16 protein-coding genes are annotated in these 15,298 nt (G+C 64.1%); 2 read left to right on the top strand and 14 right to left on the bottom strand.

The genetic code is table 11. The features are described from left to right. Nucleotide 1: 1 nt before the first annotated feature. Nucleotides 2–1,105, top strand: coding sequence for an NAD(P)/FAD-dependent oxidoreductase (locus tag HV711_RS03835; RefSeq protein WP_035477640.1), 1,104 nt, complete (start codon nucleotides 2–4; stop codon nucleotides 1,103–1,105). A 125-nt stretch (nucleotides 1,106–1,230) separates the two neighbouring features. Next, on the top strand, nucleotides 1,231–1,692 hold the full coding sequence (locus tag HV711_RS03840) for a GNAT family N-acetyltransferase (protein ID WP_013591213.1): 462 nt from the start codon (nucleotides 1,231–1,233) through the stop codon (nucleotides 1,690–1,692). 94 nt (nucleotides 1,693–1,786) lie between these two features. On the opposite strand, the gene HV711_RS03845 is transcribed toward HV711_RS03840, so the two are convergent. The 14 genes from HV711_RS03845 to HV711_RS03910 are packed head-to-tail and all read right to left on the bottom strand — an operon-like array spanning nucleotide 1,787 to nucleotide 15,234. After that, complete coding sequence (locus HV711_RS03845; RefSeq protein WP_035477570.1) at nucleotides 1,787–3,190, bottom strand: MFS transporter; 1,404 nt, start codon at nucleotides 3,188–3,190, stop codon at nucleotides 1,787–1,789. Nucleotides 3,191–3,215: 25 nt separating this feature from the next. Beyond that, entirely contained in the window at nucleotides 3,216–4,481 is a 1,266-nt protein-coding gene (locus HV711_RS03850; RefSeq protein ID WP_035477569.1) for an NAD(P)/FAD-dependent oxidoreductase, read from the bottom strand. After that, nucleotides 4,474–5,439, bottom strand: a complete 966-nt coding sequence (locus HV711_RS03855) for a VOC family protein (protein WP_175145000.1) — start codon at nucleotides 5,437–5,439, stop codon at nucleotides 4,474–4,476. Before HV711_RS03855 ends, HV711_RS03850 begins: the two co-directional genes overlap by 8 nt. Nucleotides 5,440–5,456: 17 nt before the next feature. Next, nucleotides 5,457–6,947 (bottom strand): aldehyde dehydrogenase, encoded by a 1,491-nt coding sequence (locus tag HV711_RS03860; RefSeq protein ID WP_035484671.1) that lies wholly within the window; start codon nucleotides 6,945–6,947, stop codon nucleotides 5,457–5,459. Nucleotides 6,948–7,002: 55 nt separating this feature from the next. Beyond that, nucleotides 7,003–7,833, bottom strand: coding sequence for an aspartate dehydrogenase (locus HV711_RS03865; RefSeq protein ID WP_035484649.1), 831 nt, complete (start codon nucleotides 7,831–7,833; stop codon nucleotides 7,003–7,005). Beyond that, nucleotides 7,826–9,484: a thiamine pyrophosphate-binding protein gene (locus HV711_RS03870; protein ID WP_014972621.1), complete on the bottom strand. Its 1,659-nt coding sequence runs from the start codon at nucleotides 9,482–9,484 to the stop codon at nucleotides 7,826–7,828. Before HV711_RS03870 ends, HV711_RS03865 begins: the two co-directional genes overlap by 8 nt. Further along, on the bottom strand, nucleotides 9,477–10,283 hold the full coding sequence (locus HV711_RS03875) for an SDR family oxidoreductase (protein ID WP_035484647.1): 807 nt from the start codon (nucleotides 10,281–10,283) through the stop codon (nucleotides 9,477–9,479). The genes HV711_RS03870 and HV711_RS03875 overlap by 8 nt, the downstream gene beginning before the upstream one ends. Further along, nucleotides 10,280–11,200: an IclR family transcriptional regulator gene (locus tag HV711_RS03880; protein WP_035484645.1), complete on the bottom strand. Its 921-nt coding sequence runs from the start codon at nucleotides 11,198–11,200 to the stop codon at nucleotides 10,280–10,282. The genes HV711_RS03875 and HV711_RS03880 overlap by 4 nt, the downstream gene beginning before the upstream one ends. Next, nucleotides 11,201–12,103, bottom strand: a complete 903-nt coding sequence (locus HV711_RS03885; RefSeq protein WP_035484669.1) for an alpha/beta fold hydrolase — start codon at nucleotides 12,101–12,103, stop codon at nucleotides 11,201–11,203. Nucleotides 12,104–12,139: 36 nt separating this feature from the next. Further along, nucleotides 12,140–12,667, bottom strand: coding sequence for a cupin domain-containing protein (locus tag HV711_RS03890; RefSeq protein ID WP_013591223.1), 528 nt, complete (start codon nucleotides 12,665–12,667; stop codon nucleotides 12,140–12,142). A gap of 26 nt (nucleotides 12,668–12,693) precedes the next feature. Then, on the bottom strand, nucleotides 12,694–13,461 hold the full coding sequence (locus tag HV711_RS03895; protein ID WP_035484643.1) for an SDR family oxidoreductase: 768 nt from the start codon (nucleotides 13,459–13,461) through the stop codon (nucleotides 12,694–12,696). Continuing rightward, nucleotides 13,454–14,557, bottom strand: a complete 1,104-nt coding sequence (locus tag HV711_RS03900) for an aromatic ring-hydroxylating dioxygenase subunit alpha (protein WP_014972623.1) — start codon at nucleotides 14,555–14,557, stop codon at nucleotides 13,454–13,456. Before HV711_RS03900 ends, HV711_RS03895 begins: the two co-directional genes overlap by 8 nt. Nucleotides 14,558–14,606: 49 nt before the next feature. After that, complete coding sequence (locus HV711_RS03905) at nucleotides 14,607–14,918, bottom strand: recombinase-like helix-turn-helix domain-containing protein (protein ID WP_013591225.1); 312 nt, start codon at nucleotides 14,916–14,918, stop codon at nucleotides 14,607–14,609. 1 nt (nucleotide 14,919) lies between these two features. Beyond that, the gene (locus HV711_RS03910) at nucleotides 14,920–15,234 is read right to left on the bottom strand and encodes a non-heme iron oxygenase ferredoxin subunit (protein WP_013591226.1); all 315 of its coding nucleotides are present in this window, start codon (nucleotides 15,232–15,234) and stop codon (nucleotides 14,920–14,922) included. Nucleotides 15,235–15,298 lie beyond the last annotated feature (64 nt).

Raw genomic sequence — 15,298 nt, forward strand, 5'->3', positions numbered from 1 at the left:
CATGCGTGTGGCAATCGTTGGCGCGGGAATCGCCGGACTGAGCACGGCGTGGTCGCTCACCAAAGCAGGGCATGACGTCACGCTGATCGAGCAGGGCTCGATCCCGAATCCGCTCGCGGCGTCGGGCGACCGGCATCGCATGATTCGCCGTGCATATGGCGACGCCGACGGCTATGCACAGACCATCGCCGAAGCGTTCGATAGTTGGGACAGGCTGTGGGACGATCTCGGCGTGTCGCATTACGCGAACTGCGGTGTGCTCGGTATTTCGCAGTTTGCGGGCGACGGCGCCGAGCAGTTTCGCCTCGGCCTCGAACGTATGGGTTTCGACTACGATCGGCTCGATCCGCGAGAAGCCGCCGAGCGTTATCCGTTTCTCGACGCCGCCACGTTCCGGTACGCGTACCTCGATCGCGAAGGAGGCGCGCTCTTCAGCGAGCGCATTGCGCACGATCTGAAAGCATGGCTGCGCATGCGCGGCGTCGACGTTCGCCTGCATGTGAAAGCAGTTGCAATCGATCCGCAAGCGGCGAGCATTCAGACCGAAGACGGCACGACGATCCACGCGGACAGGCTCGTGGTGACGACGGGCGCGTGGACGCTGCGGCTCTTTCCGTCACTGGCCGATCATCTCACCATTTATCGCAACACCGTGGCTTATCTGACGCCGCCTGCGGATCTGGAGCACGCATGGTCGAACGCGCCGGCAATCGTCGATATTGGCGGTTCGAGTGACGGCTACGTGTTGCCGCCCATCGACGGCGTCGGTCTGAAGTTCGGGGCGGGCGTGTTAAAGCGAGCGGTGGCGGATGCGGAAACCGACCGCGTCGCCATGCCCGGCGAAGGTGACCGGTTGCGGCGGCTCTTTGCGCCGCCGTTGAGCCGCATCGACGAATACGCAGTAACCGAGGTGAAAACGTGCGCGTACACTTTCACGGCGGATCAGCGGTTCTTTTCGAAGCGCATCGGCAAGACGCTCGTGGTGTCGGCATGTTCAGGGCACGGCTACAAGTTCGGCGCCGCCGTCGGGCAGCGCGTCGCGCATGCGCTCGAAACCGGTGACGACAGCGCGCTTGTCCAGTGGCTCAGAGCCGAGACGGTGTAAGCACGCTCACATCGACGGCCCGACGAAAGCATGGCTCCAAATTCGGGCCGCGCGCTGGAGCTAACAATAGCGGCCCGGTTTTCTTATGCTGACGGTTCGCCCGCCGACATAACAAGGAGCCGCGCATGTCCGACACGATTCACATCCGCCCCGTCAAACAACAGGATTTCGACGCATGGCTGCCGCTATGGGATGCCTATAACGCGTTTTATGGCCGCTCCGGCGAAACCGCATTGCCGCGCGAAATCACTCAGCTTACCTGGGGCCGCTTCTTCGACGTTTATGAACCGATGCACGCGATGGTCGCCGAACGCGGCGATCAGATAGTCGGCATCGTGCACTTTCTTTATCACCGTCATACGACGCTCGCGGGACCGATCTGCTATCTACAAGATCTTTACACGCTGGAGGCGGAGCGCGGCAAAGGCGTGGGCCGCGCGTTGATCGAAGCCGTATATGCGCGCGCGAAAGCGGACGGCTCGCAACGCGTGTACTGGCAAACGCATGAGACCAACCACACTGCGATGCGCTTGTATGACACGGTGGCGGATAAGTCGGGGTTTGTCGTTTATCGGAAGCAGGTGTGAGGTGGGGCGGTGCGATGCAGGAGGCACGCGCCGGCGCTAGAAAACAAAGGCGCACCACCTGGTGCGCCTTTGTCGCTTCTATTGCCGCGCACCCTCAAGCCTCCAGCTGCTCGAGCACCTTGCCCTTGGTTTCAATGCCAAGGAAATGAACCGCCACCGCCGCCAGAAACGGCACCGCCGCGAGAATATAAAACGCAAACTGCAAATTGCCGCCGATCATCGTCTTCGACACAATGGCCGGCGCGAAGATCGCCGCCACTTTGAGCCACGCGCCCCCCACTCCGCAGCCCATCGCGCGGATGCTGGTCGGATACAGCTCGGGCGTATAAACATAAGCGGTGATGAAGCCGCACGCGAGAAAACCCAGCGACAACGCACAACACGCCGCCACCACATACACGGAAGAGTCGTGCAAAACGCCTGCAAACAGCAGCGACAGCGCGCACGCCACGAATGACAGATTAATGATCGGCTTGCGCCCCACCTTGTCGACGAGCAGCGCGCACGTCAACGACCCCACCACGCCGAGCACGGAAGCCGCCACCGCCAGGTTCAGCGCCAGTTGCAGCGGCGCGTGATAGACCGTGCGGTAGATGGTGGGCAACCACGTCGACAGGCCATACTGAATGAAGCCGCACGTAATCCACAGCATCGCGACGGCCAACGTGCGCTTCAGATACGCCGCACCGAACAGATCGCTCATGCGACGCTTCGGGTGCCGATTGGCCATCGCTTCGAATTCCGCCGCCTGCGTGACGGGCGGCAGTGGTCCCTTCGCCGCCCGTTCGAATGCATGCACGGCGGCGTCAGCATCGGCCATGCGTTCGCGTTCGGCGAGCCAGCGCGGCGATTCGGGCACGAGCTTGCGCAGCACGAAGAACAGAATCAACGGCATGCCGCCGATGAAATACATCGCCTGCCAGCCGAAACGCGGCACGATCCAGGCACCGAGCGCATTGGAAGCGAGCAGACCCACCGGAAACACGATCTCGTACAACAGCACGAAGCGGCCGCGCCCATGCGCCCGGCTGATCTCGTTGATGTAAGTCGCAGCAACCGGCAACTCGCCCCCGAGGCCCAGGCCCTGAATCACGCGCAACGCGACAAACGCTGCAAAGGTCGGCGCAAAGCCGCACGCAATACTCGTCACGCCGATGATGCCCGAGCTCAGCGCAATCGCCCGCACACGCCCTTGACGCTCGGCGTACCACGGAAACACGAATGCACCGATCAATTGCCCGACCGAACCGGAGCCGATCAGAAAGCCGATTTCCCACGGCGTCAAATGCCATTTCGCGATCAGCACCGGCAGCGTCGCCGCGATTGCGATCACGTCGAAGCCGTCGAAAAACGTCGCGAGACCGATCAGAATGCGCGCACGCACCTGCATCGCATTCTTCGGCAGCCGCTCGAGTCGCGCGATAATCGACCCTCTTGTGACAGGGCCCGAAACACCGGCGCCGCTGCGGTCTCCAATCATATTGTCGATGGTTCTCATGCCGTTGTGCCGTCCGTAGATGTGGTTAGGCAAGCGCCGTTGAGGCGTCGGTCAGTGTGGCAAGGTCGATAGTCCGGCCTTGATTCATCCATTTGCGCGAGAGCTTCAGCTCGCGCGGCGTGTTGATGGCGATCACGCCGCGAATCGCGCCGTCTTCGAGATGGAACAGCGTCGCCCGTTTGGCCGCGAGATCGCCGCGCACAGCCAGCTGTGCATCGGCCGGAATGTCGCCGAGAATCTGCAGATTGACGTCGTACTGATCGGACCAGAACCACGGAATATCCGCGTACGGCTCGAACGTGCCGAGCAGCGCTTTCGCCACCGCAATGGCCTGGTTTTGCGCGTTGGCCCACGATTCCAGCCGCACTCGCCGCTTGAGCCAGGCGCTCGGATGATTCGCTACGTCCCCGCAAGCGAAGATGCGCGGGTCGTCGGTCGCGCCGAAGTGATCGACCACGATGCCGTCTTCCACCTTCACGCCCGCCGCCTCGGCCAACGCCGTATGCGGGGTGAGGCCGATGCCCGCCACCGCAAAATCGGCGTCGAGCGTCGAGCCGTCCGCGAAAGTTGCGCGGATGCGAGTCGCGTCGTTCGGATGATCGTCGAGCTTCGTGAGCGCCGCATTCAGGCGCACGTCCACGCCATTCGCGCGATGCAGTTCCAGCAGGAAAGTGGACACGAGCGGCGGCAACGAGCGCGCGCACAGCCGCGGCGCGCCCTCCACGACCGTCGCCTCGACGCCGAGCTTGCGCGCGGTTGCCGCGACTTCGAGGCCGATCCAGCCGCCGCCCACCACCAGCACACGCTTGTTGGCACGCAGCCGTTCGCCGAGCGTGAGCGCTTCGTCGAGCGTGCGCAGATAGGCAATGTGCGAGGTCTTCACGAGCGACTCGGGCAAGCGCCGCGCGGCGCCGCCCGTCGCGATGACAAGGCGGTCGTATTGCACTTCGCGTCCCGTTTGCGTGCGGACCGTGCGCGTTTCGCGATCGATCGAGATTGCCGAGTCCGGCTGCCACGCCTCGATGTTCAGCGCGTCGAAATCGTCCGGCTTGACGAGGCGCACCGTGTCGATGTTCGCCTCGCCGGCGAGCACCGCCTTCGAAAGCGGCGGCCGCTCGTACGGCAGATGCACCTCGTCGGCGATCATCACGAGGCGGCCGTCGAAGCCTTCCTTGCGCAGCGTCTTCACCACCCAGCCCGCCGCCTGGCCGCCGCCGATCACGACGATCGTGCGCGGCGCCTCGAGTTCGGCATGCGCGGCCTGCGCCTTTGCAGTAGCAGCATCAGTCATTTTTGCGCTCCGTCATGAACTTGCCTTCCGGCGCCTTCGCGTTTTTCTGGCGACGCGTATTGCCGTCGATGCCGCCGTCTATCGCCCATTCGGCGAACACGGTCGGGCCGGGTTCGAAATCGCGCGGCTGCCATTCGGGCGTGAGTTGATCCTCATCGGCGTAGTACTCGATCAGCCCGCCCGCGGGATTCTGGAAGTACCAGAAGTACGCCGACGAAACCGGATGGCGCCCCGGCCCAAGTTGCGTGTCCCAGCCGCAGCGGCTGATATGCATGCCGCCGCCGAACACTTCGTGAATGTCGCGCACGGTGAACGCGACGTGGTTCAAACCGCGCTTGCCGTTGGGCAGCGCGAGCAGAAAAATGTCGTGATGGCCACCGTGCGGCGCGCAACGCATGAACGCACCGCGGCCCGGATAGCGGTCCGACGTCTCGAAGCCGAGCAGCTCGTGATAGAACTTTTCCTGCTCGGCGAGCCGGTTCGTGAAGAACACGACGTGCCCGACTTCCACCGGCTCGGCGCGTTCGTAGATCGGCGAAGGCTGATCGACGCGCAAGGTTTGGCCCCACACGTTCGAAGGCGAGCCGTGAATGTCGAGCGAGCGCTTGCGCGTCACTTCCACGCGGATCGCCATGCCGTTCGGGTCGATGCAGCCGACTGCCTCGTCGGTTTCGAAATGGCCCGGCTGGCCCGTGAAGCGGCCGCGCAGTGCGTCGAGTTCCGCCCGCGTCGCGACGCCCCAGGTCACTTCGCGCAGCGTCGGACCTTCTTCGAACGCGGGCGGCAACGACGGGTCGGTGGCGTCGACGGCCAGAACCGTGCAGCCGTTGAGCGTCTCAAAGCGCGCGTGCGTTTCGTCGTGCGCCACTTCCTTCAGGCCCCAGTCGGCGAAAAAGCGGCGACAGATAGCCAGATCCGTCACGCCGTAGGTAATCTGTTCAATGCCGAGAATCGTCATAAAGCGCCTCTTGCGTATTAGTCAGCCCACGCCAGCGGCGCGTCGTTCAAGCCCCAGTAGAGGCTCTTCTGTTGCATGTACTCGCGGATGCCGAGCCGGCCTTTCTCGCGTCCCATGCCGCTCTCTTTCCAGCCGCTGAACGGCGTCGAAATCGAGAACAGCTTGTAGGTGTTGATCCAGATAGTGCCGGCTTCGAGCGCGCGGGCAATCCGGTAGGCGCGCTTGTAGTCGCGCGTCCAGATGCCTGCGGCAAGGCCGAACACGCTGTGGTTCGCGTCCTTCAGCAAAGAGGCTTCGTCATCGAAGGGCATGGCCACGAGCACCGGGCCGAAGATCTCTTCCTGGCAGATGCGTGCGTCGTTGGTGAGGCCTTCGAGAATGGTCGGCTGGTAGTAGGTGCCCTGTTCGCGGCCGTCGCCGACCGGACGTTCGCCGCCGCACAGAAGCCGGCCGCCTTCTTGCAGACCCAGCGCGACGTAACGCTCCACTGTCTCGCGGTGCGCTTGCGTGATGAGCGGACCCATTTGCGTCTCCGCGCGCGAAGGATCGCCGACGCGCAGCTTGCGCGCGCCTTCCACGAGACGCTTCATGAACGCGTCGTAAATCGAGCGCTGCACGAAAAGACGCGAGCCGGCGATACACGCCTCGCCCGACGAACTGAAGATGCCGTACAGCACGCCGTTGACCGCATGATCGAGATCCGCGTCGTCGAACACGATGGTCGGCGACTTGCCGCCCAGTTCGAGCGAGACCGGCATCAGCTTGTCCGCTGCAATGCGCGCGATGCCGCGGCCCACTTCCGTGCCGCCGGTGAACGACACTTTCTTCACGAGCGGATGACGCACGAGCACGTCGCCGATCACCGAACCCTTGCCCGGCAGCACGCTGATTACGCCCTTCGGCACGCCGGCTTCCTCGCAGATGCGCGCGAGCGCCAACGAAACGAGCGGCGTCACTTCCGCGGGCTTCAATACCACCGCGTTGCCGCCTGCGAGTGCCGGCGCGAGCTTCTGCGCGTCGGAGGCAATCGGCGAATTCCACGGCGTAATGGCCGCGATCACGCCGATCGGCTCGTACACGCTCATCGTCAGATAGTCGCCGCGCGAGGGCGTCACTTCTTCGTCGAGCGTTTCGAGGCACGCGGCGAAATAGCGGAACGTGTTGGCCGCGCTCGCCACCAGCACGCGCGTTTCGCCGATGGGCTTGCCGTTGTCGCGGCGCTGCAATTGCGCGAGCGCCTCGTGACGCGCCATGATCAGATCGGCGACGCGATACAGAATCAGCGCGCGTTGATGCGGCTTCAAACCCGACCAGTCGGCGCGGCGCCACGCGAGATCCGCGGCCTCCACGGCTTCGTGGGCGTCGTCGGCATTGGCCGTCGAGATTTCCATGTTGACCGACTGATCCGCCGGATACAGGCTTTTGTACGGGTTGCCACGCCCTTGCCGCCATTCGCCGCCGATAAAAATATCGCTGGTCGGCACGAGGCTGGTATCGAAGTGAGTCATGTCGGTCATTCCGGTTTGCTTGAGCGGTTGACTTGAGCGATTGGCTTCGCTCGGCTTAAATCACGCAGCGCGCCGCGCGATTGCGGAGCGCACGAATCGCGCTGTACGCGGTCAACGCCGACGTCTTCGGGTTGTCGGGCAGCGGCTTGCCGCACATTTCCAGCGACATTTCGCCGAATGCGCCGCGCGCGAGAATGCGGTGCACGTTGCGCGTCACATTCGGATCGGCGATCAGGCGGACAGTCGTCTGATCGAGTCCGAGGCCGGCCAGCGCAACGGTCGCGGCCACGTTGGCATTCTTCGGATAAAGGCGCGCCGCTTCTCGCGCGCTGCCTTCGAAAATCACGCGCTCTTCCTTCAGCGCGTTCAGATCGCAGACCTGTTCGGCAGGCGTGCCGAGCCAGCCGGTGGGCGGCTTGCGGCCCGTGTACAGCACTTCATCGAGACCGCCGAGCTTGGCCGCGGCCAATGCGTCCACGCCGCCGATGGCGCCCGACAGCAGCGTCAACGTCGCGTCGCCTTCGTCGGCGGCCGCCGACAACGCGTCGAGCAGCATCACGTCGGACAACGCGCCGATCGACGCGACCGCGCAATCCGTGCCGGCCTTGAGCAAAGGCACTACGTGATCCACCAGCGCGCTGTGTCCTGCGCACTCCAGCGCGAAGTGCGGCCGGCTGGAAAGCGCGGACACGGAGGCGACCACATCCACCGCGCCGCCGACCACTCCACGCACCGACGCCATATGATGTTCCGGCACGATCACGTGCGACACGCGCACAGCCGGATCAGCGGCAACCGAGCGATACACCGCCTGGCCGATTGCGCCGAAGCCGATCATCGCGACGTCGACCGGTGCATGATGCCCCGCGTAGCCCGCTTCACGCATGTTCCGGCTCCTCTTTCTTGACGGGCGGCCCCGCGAACGCGGTGGCGAACGAGCCGACCGACAGCATGTCGACTTCCACCAACACCGGCCCGGTTTTCGCCATGCCTTCGCGGATGATCGCGTCGGCCTGATCGAGCGACTTGATGCGGTAATGCGTGAGCTTCAGGCTTTCGCAGAACTGAGCAAAATCCGGCTGATGCAGATCGACATAGCAGCGGCGCCCACCATAGTGCGCATCCTGAATGTTGCGGATCACGCCGTAGCACTGATCGTTCATCAGTACGATCATCACGTTGGCGTTTTCCTGGACGGCTGTCGCGAGTTCGCCGACATTCACCATCAAGCCGCCGTCGCCGACGAGGCACACGGTTTTCGCCGCGCTGCCCGCGAGCGCCGCGCCGATGCCCATCTGCATGCCCTGGCCGATGCCGCCGCCCAACGCATGCACGCCTGCGCGCGGCGAGAAAATCTTCAGCATGCGGTTGCCCCACGTGCTGTTCGAAATCGTGACGTCGCGCACCCAGTTATAGTCGCGACCCACCGCCGCCTGCAGCGCGTCCACGAGCCGCTTGTAAGGGCCGAGGCCCTTGCTCACATCGGCGACGGCGCTTTCGCGCGCTGCCGCAAGATCCTGCGCGAAGGCCGGATCGACCTTGATGCGGCCTTCCAGCAGTGTCGCGAGTTCTTCCAGCACGGCGCTCGCGTCGCCGTGCACGAACATTTCGTTGCGATAGCCGCGGTTATCGGCCAGCGCGTCGGCGTCGATGCGATACAGCGGCTGAGGCAGCGCGAGCTTGTATTTGAGCGTCTCGTTGCCGCGCAAACGCGAGCCGACGACCACCAATGCATCGCAGGTCTTATAGAAGCTTTCGACGGCGGCATGCACATTGAAGGCGCCGAGCGTCGCGGGATGATCTTCCGGCAGCACGCCGCGGCCCTGCACGCTCGTCACGACGCCGAAGCCGAGCGCGACGAGACGCTCCACAGCCTGCGTCGCATGACGCGCGCCGCCGCCGAGCCACAACAAGGGGCGCTTCGCCTTGGCGAGCTGCTCCGCGAGTTGCGCGACGCGCTTTGCGCAGTGCGTGAGCGTGGCGATGTGCGGAGCCGCCAGATCCGCGGGCCATTCAATTTCGGCTGCCTGAATGTCGATGGGAATTTCGACGCTGACGGGACCGCTCGGCGCCGTTTGCGCAACGCGCACGGCTTCGCGGATAGTGGGCAGCGCGGTTTCGACAGAACGCACGCGATACGCGGCCTTGGAGATGGACTGCAGCATCGACAACTGGTCCGGCGCTTCGTGAATGTAGGCGAGATCTTTGTCGAGGTATTCGGTTTCGATCTGACCGGTCACGTGCAGCAGCGCGGTGCCGGCAGTAAGCGCCTCGACCATGGCGCCCGCTGCATTGCCCGCTGCGGTGCCCGTGCTGGTGAAGGCCACGCCGAGGCCGCCGGAGACGCGCGCGAGACCGTCGGCCATGTTCACGGCGCCGGCTTCGCCGCGCGCGCCGACATAGCGAATCTTGCCGCGCTTGTGGATCGCGTCGAGGATCGGCATGTTGTGGATCGAGATCACGCCGAATGCAGTTTTTACGCCGCATTGCTCGAGAAAGGCGGCGATCAGCTCGCCAACGGTGGTTGTATTAGACATGTCGTGCAACGCCTCCAGAAACATCGATGTGACTGCCCGTCGTGTAGGACGACAGCGTCGTAGCCAGATAAAAGAGCGCTTGAGCGGCTTCCTCGGGTTTGCCGAAGCGGCCTAGCGGAATATTTTTCTTGCGCGCCAGCTCGGCGGTCCAGTCGTCCCAGCTCTGGCCGGGCTGCGCTTCTTTTGCGTAACGGCGGCGCCATTGCCCCGATTCGACAATGCCGATCAGAATCGAATTGACGCGCACGCGCTGCGGCGCGAGTTCCACCGCCAGCGACTTGATGAGGTTTTGCACGCCCGCACGCGCCGACGAAGTCGCCACCATGTGCGGCTCCGGTTGCAGCGCAAGCAGCGAATTCACGCACACAATCGCTGCGTTGCCCGAGCCCGCGGCATCGCGCAGCATCGGCAAGAACGCGCGGGTCGGGCGGATCACGCTGAAGTACTTGAGGTCGAGCTCCTCGCGCCAGGCTTCGTCGCTGGTGTCGGCGAAGGTGGACACGCGGCCCTGGCCTGCGTTGTTGATCAGCATGTCCGTGCGGCCAAAGCGTGCTTGCACGGCTTCTGCAAACGCGCTGACGTCTTCGGTATTCAGCACGTCGCAGCGGCGCGCGAGCAACCGCGCGTCCGGATACTTCGCGCTAAGCGCGGCCTCGGCTTGCGCGAGGCGCTCCGTATCGCGGCCGCAAATCGCAACCGATGCGCCGGCTCGCAGGAACAGTTGCGCGCACGCGAGGCCGATGCCGGACGAGCCGCCCGTCACCACCGCGACCTGCCCGTTCAGATCGATTTGAATCATTTGAGCCCCAGTGCCTTCATGTATTTGCTGCCGGAATTCGACGCGTTGCCGGGACGGTAATTGAGCCGCTGCGAGAGTTCGCCGGCCGCGCGGCGCACCTTGTCGACGAGGCCGCTGTCGAGCAGCGACGCGTCGATTTCCTGGCGCGGAATCGTCGTCGTGATCACGGCGACGATGCGCCCCGTGTCGTTGCGCACCGGCGCGCTCACCACCGAAATGCCGCGCTCGAACGACGACTCGCTGATCGCAAAACCGCGCCGCGCGTCGTCGCGGATCCGTTCGTAGAGTTCATCTACCGTGGCAGGCGTTTGCCGTGTGAAGCGCTCCAGTTCCGGTTCCGGATAGAGCTTTTTCAATTCGTCGAGCGTCAGGTCGCCCATCAGCACCTGGCCGTGCGTGGTCGCATACGCGGGCAAGCGCGTGCCGACGTTGACCTTCACGGAACTGAAAATGGGTGCATGGCTTTGCGCCTTCGCGACAAAGACGACGTCGCGTCCATCGCGAATCACAATGTGCGTGGTGAGGCCGGTGTCGTCGCGCAGTGCTTCGATGATCGGCAAGCCGAGGTCGGTCAACTCCAGCGAGCTTAGATATTCGAAGCCGAGGCGCAGCACCGCCACGCCGAGCCGATAGTAGCGGTCCTTGTCCGCGCGCTCGAGAAAGCCCAGCGACTCGAGCGTTTGCAGCAAACGGAAAACCGTCGTGCGAGGAATCTTCAGGCGCCTCGATAATTCCGGGGCGCCGAGAACGGGCTCACGTGGCGAAAACTCGGTCAGTATCTTCAGACCGCGCTCCAGACCCGGCACGCGATAGCTCGATTCGCCGCCGCTGTCGTTGTGGTTGCCGTTTTGCTCGTTGTTGTGCTCGTTGTTGCGCTCGTCTTCCGCGTCGCGCTCATTGAGGGTCTCGGGCGTCATTTATTGGCTCCGTGGTCCGGCGCTTGCGCGGCTGAACGTGTCGATGATCGCGTTGTACGCGGCGTCGGCTTCGATATAGCCGGCGTGCCCCGCGCGCGGCACCACCTGCAGCGGCGTGCCGGCCGCGAGTGCGAGCCGCTCGCAGGCGGCGGGGGGCGTGATGGTGTCGTCGGCGCCGACCGCCACGTTGACGCGGCCCTTGAAGCGCGCGAGATCGGCGGCGAGATCCGCGTTGGCCAGCAGATGCGTGGCCTGCGCGTAGCCATGGGGAATCACGCGCGACATGTTCCAACGCACCCATGCGCGTGCTTCGTCGCTCGCCTGCTCAGACAACATATTGGCGCTGCGTGTGTCGGCGAGGCCTTGCGGGCCGAGCTCGTTCAGCATCGCAAGACGCTGGTCGCGCCTGGCTTCGCGCACTTGCGCGGCTGCCGCGCCGTAGCCGCCGGCGGGCGAGAGCAGCAGCAGGCCTGCCACACGCTCCGGATGGCTCGCGGCAAACGCCCCAGCGATGATTGCGCCAAGCGAATGCCCCACCAACACGCAGCGTTCGATGTGAAGCGCGGCGAGCCATTCACCGAGCATGCTTGCGTAATCGCTTGCCGCGGGCGACGCCGCAGCAACCGGCGTCGATTCGCCATAACCGGGCGCGTCCCACGCCAGCACGCGACGGCGTGCGCCCAGCGACTCCAATTGCTGCACCCACGAAGCCGCGCCCGAACCGATACCGTGCAGCAGCACCAGCGGCAACGCGTTATCCGCGGCGCGAGCGGCATCTTCGACACGATTCGCTTCGCGATAGCTCAGCGTGCGTCGCTGTGCGAGCGCGATCTGCCGGGCAGGAAAGCGTGCAAGGCGTGCTTCGAGCGTGGCGTTCGCATCGGTGAGAGCGGTGGCGGACATGATCTGCTTCGCGGGAATGTTCACAAGGAGGTAGGTTTAGCGCTTGAGCTTCGCGAGCGGCGAATCCGGCGGATACGTCGGCGTAATGGGCTTAGGAGAACCGAGCATCACGCACATCAAGGCATCTTCTTCGCCGACGTTGATTTCGGTGCGATAGACGCCCGGCGGCACGGAAATCAGATCGCGCTCGCCGAGCACGGCCTCCCACGTTTCGCCGTCTTTCTCGCAGATCACCTTCATCTTGCCGCGCAGCACAAAGAAAATTTCTTCGACGTCCATATGAATATGGCTCGGGCCGATATTGCCGGCCGGAATCACCATCGTCGAAAACGTGAAGCCGCCTGCCGGCACCGTATTCACGTCTTTCGCGACGCCCGTGCCGCCCGTGCCCACATAGCGCATCTGCGCGCGGCGGTACTTCGGGTCGTAATCGGCCTGAAACTTCAGCGCGTCCCAGTCGTAGCGACGCGTTGCAAAGCGTGCGACGCGGCTGTCCAGCCACTGTGCAAAGCTTGCGTCCTCGGGCTGGTCCCACGATTTGCGTTCGATTTCGGCGTCCGCCATCTCTTTCTCCTTTCGATTCGACAAGATCAATTCATCACGAAGCCGCCGTTCACCGGCAGCAATTGGCCGGTCACGAAGCGCGCGGCATCGGACAACAGAAACAGCACCGGCCCGGTGACGTCGTCGGGCACCTGCGCACGCGCGAGCGCGCGGCCTTGCAGGTAATACTCATGACGCTCGGCGGGCACATACGCGGTCGCCTCGACCTCGGTGAGGCCGGGCGCGATTGCGTTGACGGTCACCTGATGCGCGCCGAATTCACGCGCGAGCGAGCGGGTCATCGAAATCACCGCGCCCTTGCTGGCCACATACGCGAGCAGTTTCGGCGCGCCCCACATTGCCGTGTCGGACGCGATGTTCACGATGCTGCCGCGCCCGGACTCGCGCAGATAAGGCAGCGCGGCGGTGCTCATCAACCAGGTGCCGCGCACGTTCACATTCATGACGGCGTCCCACGTTTCGACGGAAAGCTCGCCGGCCAATTTGCCGCCGGAGTTCGTGATCGCCGCGTTGTTGATGAGCGCGTCGAGGCCGCCGAGTTGCGCCGCCGCCTGCTGCGCAAATTGCGCGATGCTCGCGGGATCAGCGAGATCGAGCGGCAAGTAGGTTGCCGCATGGCCTTCCTTCACTAGCGACGCCGCGAGCGCGCGTCCTTCGTCGTGCAGAACGTCGCCGAACACGACCTGCGCGCCGGCTTGCACCAACGCACGCACGAACGCCGCGCCGAGACCGCGCGCGCCGCCCGTCACGAGGACGCGCCGGCCATTGAGCGCAAGCGCGGCGTCGTTATGCATGGCCGTGGCCCGCGGCTTCGGTGTGCGCTGCGCCCGACTGCGCGGCTTGTGCTGCCTGCGCGCGATGCGCGTCGAGCGCGGCAAAGTGCTGTTGCGCGCGTTGCCGCAGCATGCGGCGCACACGCGTCATGCCGACGTCGTGCTGATACAGGAACTCGTGCTCGCGCGCGTTCGGCGCCATGCTTTCGAGCACATAGCGGTCTTGCTCCAGCACCGCCCAATGCAGGCCTTCCAGGCGATTGCGATACATGAAGCGCCAGGCGTCGCGCTGCCAGCCTTGCACTTTGCGCGTCCGCCAGAAGTAAACCTGGCAATTGTTTTCGTCGACGGGAACCGCGAAGCCGATGATTCCGAAGTTGCCCCCCGGGCCGAACTTCTTCTTGTACGGAATCGCGAGACGCATCCACAGGCAGCCGGTTTCGCCGAGTTCCACCCAGTCGAAGTTGACGTCGCGCTGCCCGACCTTTTCGAACATCAAGCCGGTTTCAGTCTTGCGCACGCGCATGTCCGCCTGCTTGTCGCCTTCGGCCATGGAATGCGATGTCGCGTGCAGATAGGCGCCGTGCATCGGGTCCATGACGTTGTCGATTGCGTACTGGTAATTGCACTTCCAGTTGGACATGCACAGGAAGCTCGCGTACTCCTCGCCGACCAGTTCCTCGGGCAGATTCAGCGGCGCGGGTTCCTTATGTGCGTCGTCGCCGAACCACAGGAAGACCGCGCCCGCGTGTTCCTGCGCCGGATACGACTTCACGCACTTCTGACCTTCGAGCGGACACGCCGACACGGCCGGCACTTTGGTGACGGTGCCGCTGCCGTTGATCTCGATGCCGTGATACCAGCACGCGACGCTGCCGCCGAGATTCCAGCCCAGCGACAGACGCGCGCCGCGGTGCGGGCAGCGGTCTTCCAGCGCGTGGACTTTGCCTTCCTTGTCGCGCCACAGCACGATCTGATCGCCGAGGCGAGTGATGCCGATCGGCGCATCGCCGACCTGCCAGCTCGGCGCGACGGGATACCAGTAGTTGCGCAGACCACGGTCCAGGTAGGACTGAATTGGATCGGCCGCGTGTTGCGTTGTCGTGGGGGACGTCATGAAGAGACTCCGGGTGCGGATGCGATGAAACGTGTTCGGAAAAGCGCGCTTATTCGGCGAGCAGGCGGAATTCGGCAGCAAGACGCTCGGCGCTCCATGCGTTGCCTTCCGGCGTGCGGAACCCGAGACCGTTCAAACCGTCGACGACTTCCTGCAGCTCTACCGCGCCCGCTTCGAACACTTTTTCGAGCGCGTCGCCGAAGTCGTTTTCGTATTGCGTCGGCTCGGCCTTGCGCGTCTGCCAGATAAAGTTTTCCGCCTCGCCCGGCTTCTCGATCACGCCCTTGCCGGCGACGTTGTTCGGCTGCGGCGCGAGCCACGGCTTCAGGAAGGGATTGAAGTTCACGGCTACCTCTCGCATGTCATTCCACCTTGATCTGGATTTCTTCACCGGCGAGGCGCACCGAATACATCTTCAGGTCGCGGCCGCCGGGCTCTTTCAGGCACTTGCCCGTCGGAATATGAAATACGGCTTCGTGCAGCGGGCATTCGACGGTGTCGCCGTCGATAAAGCCTTGCGTGAGCAGTGCGTATGCATGGGGGCAGACGTTTTCGAGCGCGTAGAGCTCGTCGCCCACCTTGTAGATACCGATCTCGGTGCCGTCGAGCTTGAACTCGAGCGGCGCGTCTTCGGACAGATCGCCGGCATGTCCGGCGCAGCGCCATTGGTCAGTCATTTCTCGCCTTCTCCTGAAGCCTTACGTTCCATATAAGGAACATCAGTTCGTGTATGGATAATTA

This window comes from Paraburkholderia phenoliruptrix (assembly GCF_902859825.1).
In the GTDB taxonomy this organism is placed as follows: domain Bacteria; phylum Pseudomonadota; class Gammaproteobacteria; order Burkholderiales; family Burkholderiaceae; genus Paraburkholderia; species Paraburkholderia phenoliruptrix.

Coding starts and splice junctions, on each gene's coding strand:
- HV711_RS03835 (WP_035477640.1), top strand. CDS start 2: ATGCGTGTGGCAATCGTTGGCGCGGGAATCGCCGGACTGAGCACGGCG.
- HV711_RS03840 (WP_013591213.1), top strand. CDS start 1,231: ATGTCCGACACGATTCACATCCGCCCCGTCAAACAACAGGATTTCGAC.
- HV711_RS03845 (WP_035477570.1), bottom strand. CDS start 3,190: ATGAGAACCATCGACAATATGATTGGAGACCGCAGCGGCGCCGGTGTT.
- HV711_RS03850 (WP_035477569.1), bottom strand. CDS start 4,481: ATGACTGATGCTGCTACTGCAAAGGCGCAGGCCGCGCATGCCGAACTC.
- HV711_RS03855 (WP_175145000.1), bottom strand. CDS start 5,439: ATGACGATTCTCGGCATTGAACAGATTACCTACGGCGTGACGGATCTG.
- HV711_RS03860 (WP_035484671.1), bottom strand. CDS start 6,947: ATGACTCACTTCGATACCAGCCTCGTGCCGACCAGCGATATTTTTATC.
- HV711_RS03865 (WP_035484649.1), bottom strand. CDS start 7,833: ATGCGTGAAGCGGGCTACGCGGGGCATCATGCACCGGTCGACGTCGCG.
- HV711_RS03870 (WP_014972621.1), bottom strand. CDS start 9,484: ATGTCTAATACAACCACCGTTGGCGAGCTGATCGCCGCCTTTCTCGAG.
- HV711_RS03875 (WP_035484647.1), bottom strand. CDS start 10,283: ATGATTCAAATCGATCTGAACGGGCAGGTCGCGGTGGTGACGGGCGGC.
- HV711_RS03880 (WP_035484645.1), bottom strand. CDS start 11,200: ATGACGCCCGAGACCCTCAATGAGCGCGACGCGGAAGACGAGCGCAAC.
- HV711_RS03885 (WP_035484669.1), bottom strand. CDS start 12,103: ATGTCCGCCACCGCTCTCACCGATGCGAACGCCACGCTCGAAGCACGC.
- HV711_RS03890 (WP_013591223.1), bottom strand. CDS start 12,667: ATGGCGGACGCCGAAATCGAACGCAAATCGTGGGACCAGCCCGAGGAC.
- HV711_RS03895 (WP_035484643.1), bottom strand. CDS start 13,461: ATGCATAACGACGCCGCGCTTGCGCTCAATGGCCGGCGCGTCCTCGTG.
- HV711_RS03900 (WP_014972623.1), bottom strand. CDS start 14,557: ATGACGTCCCCCACGACAACGCAACACGCGGCCGATCCAATTCAGTCC.
- HV711_RS03905 (WP_013591225.1), bottom strand. CDS start 14,918: ATGCGAGAGGTAGCCGTGAACTTCAATCCCTTCCTGAAGCCGTGGCTC.
- HV711_RS03910 (WP_013591226.1), bottom strand. CDS start 15,234: ATGACTGACCAATGGCGCTGCGCCGGACATGCCGGCGATCTGTCCGAA.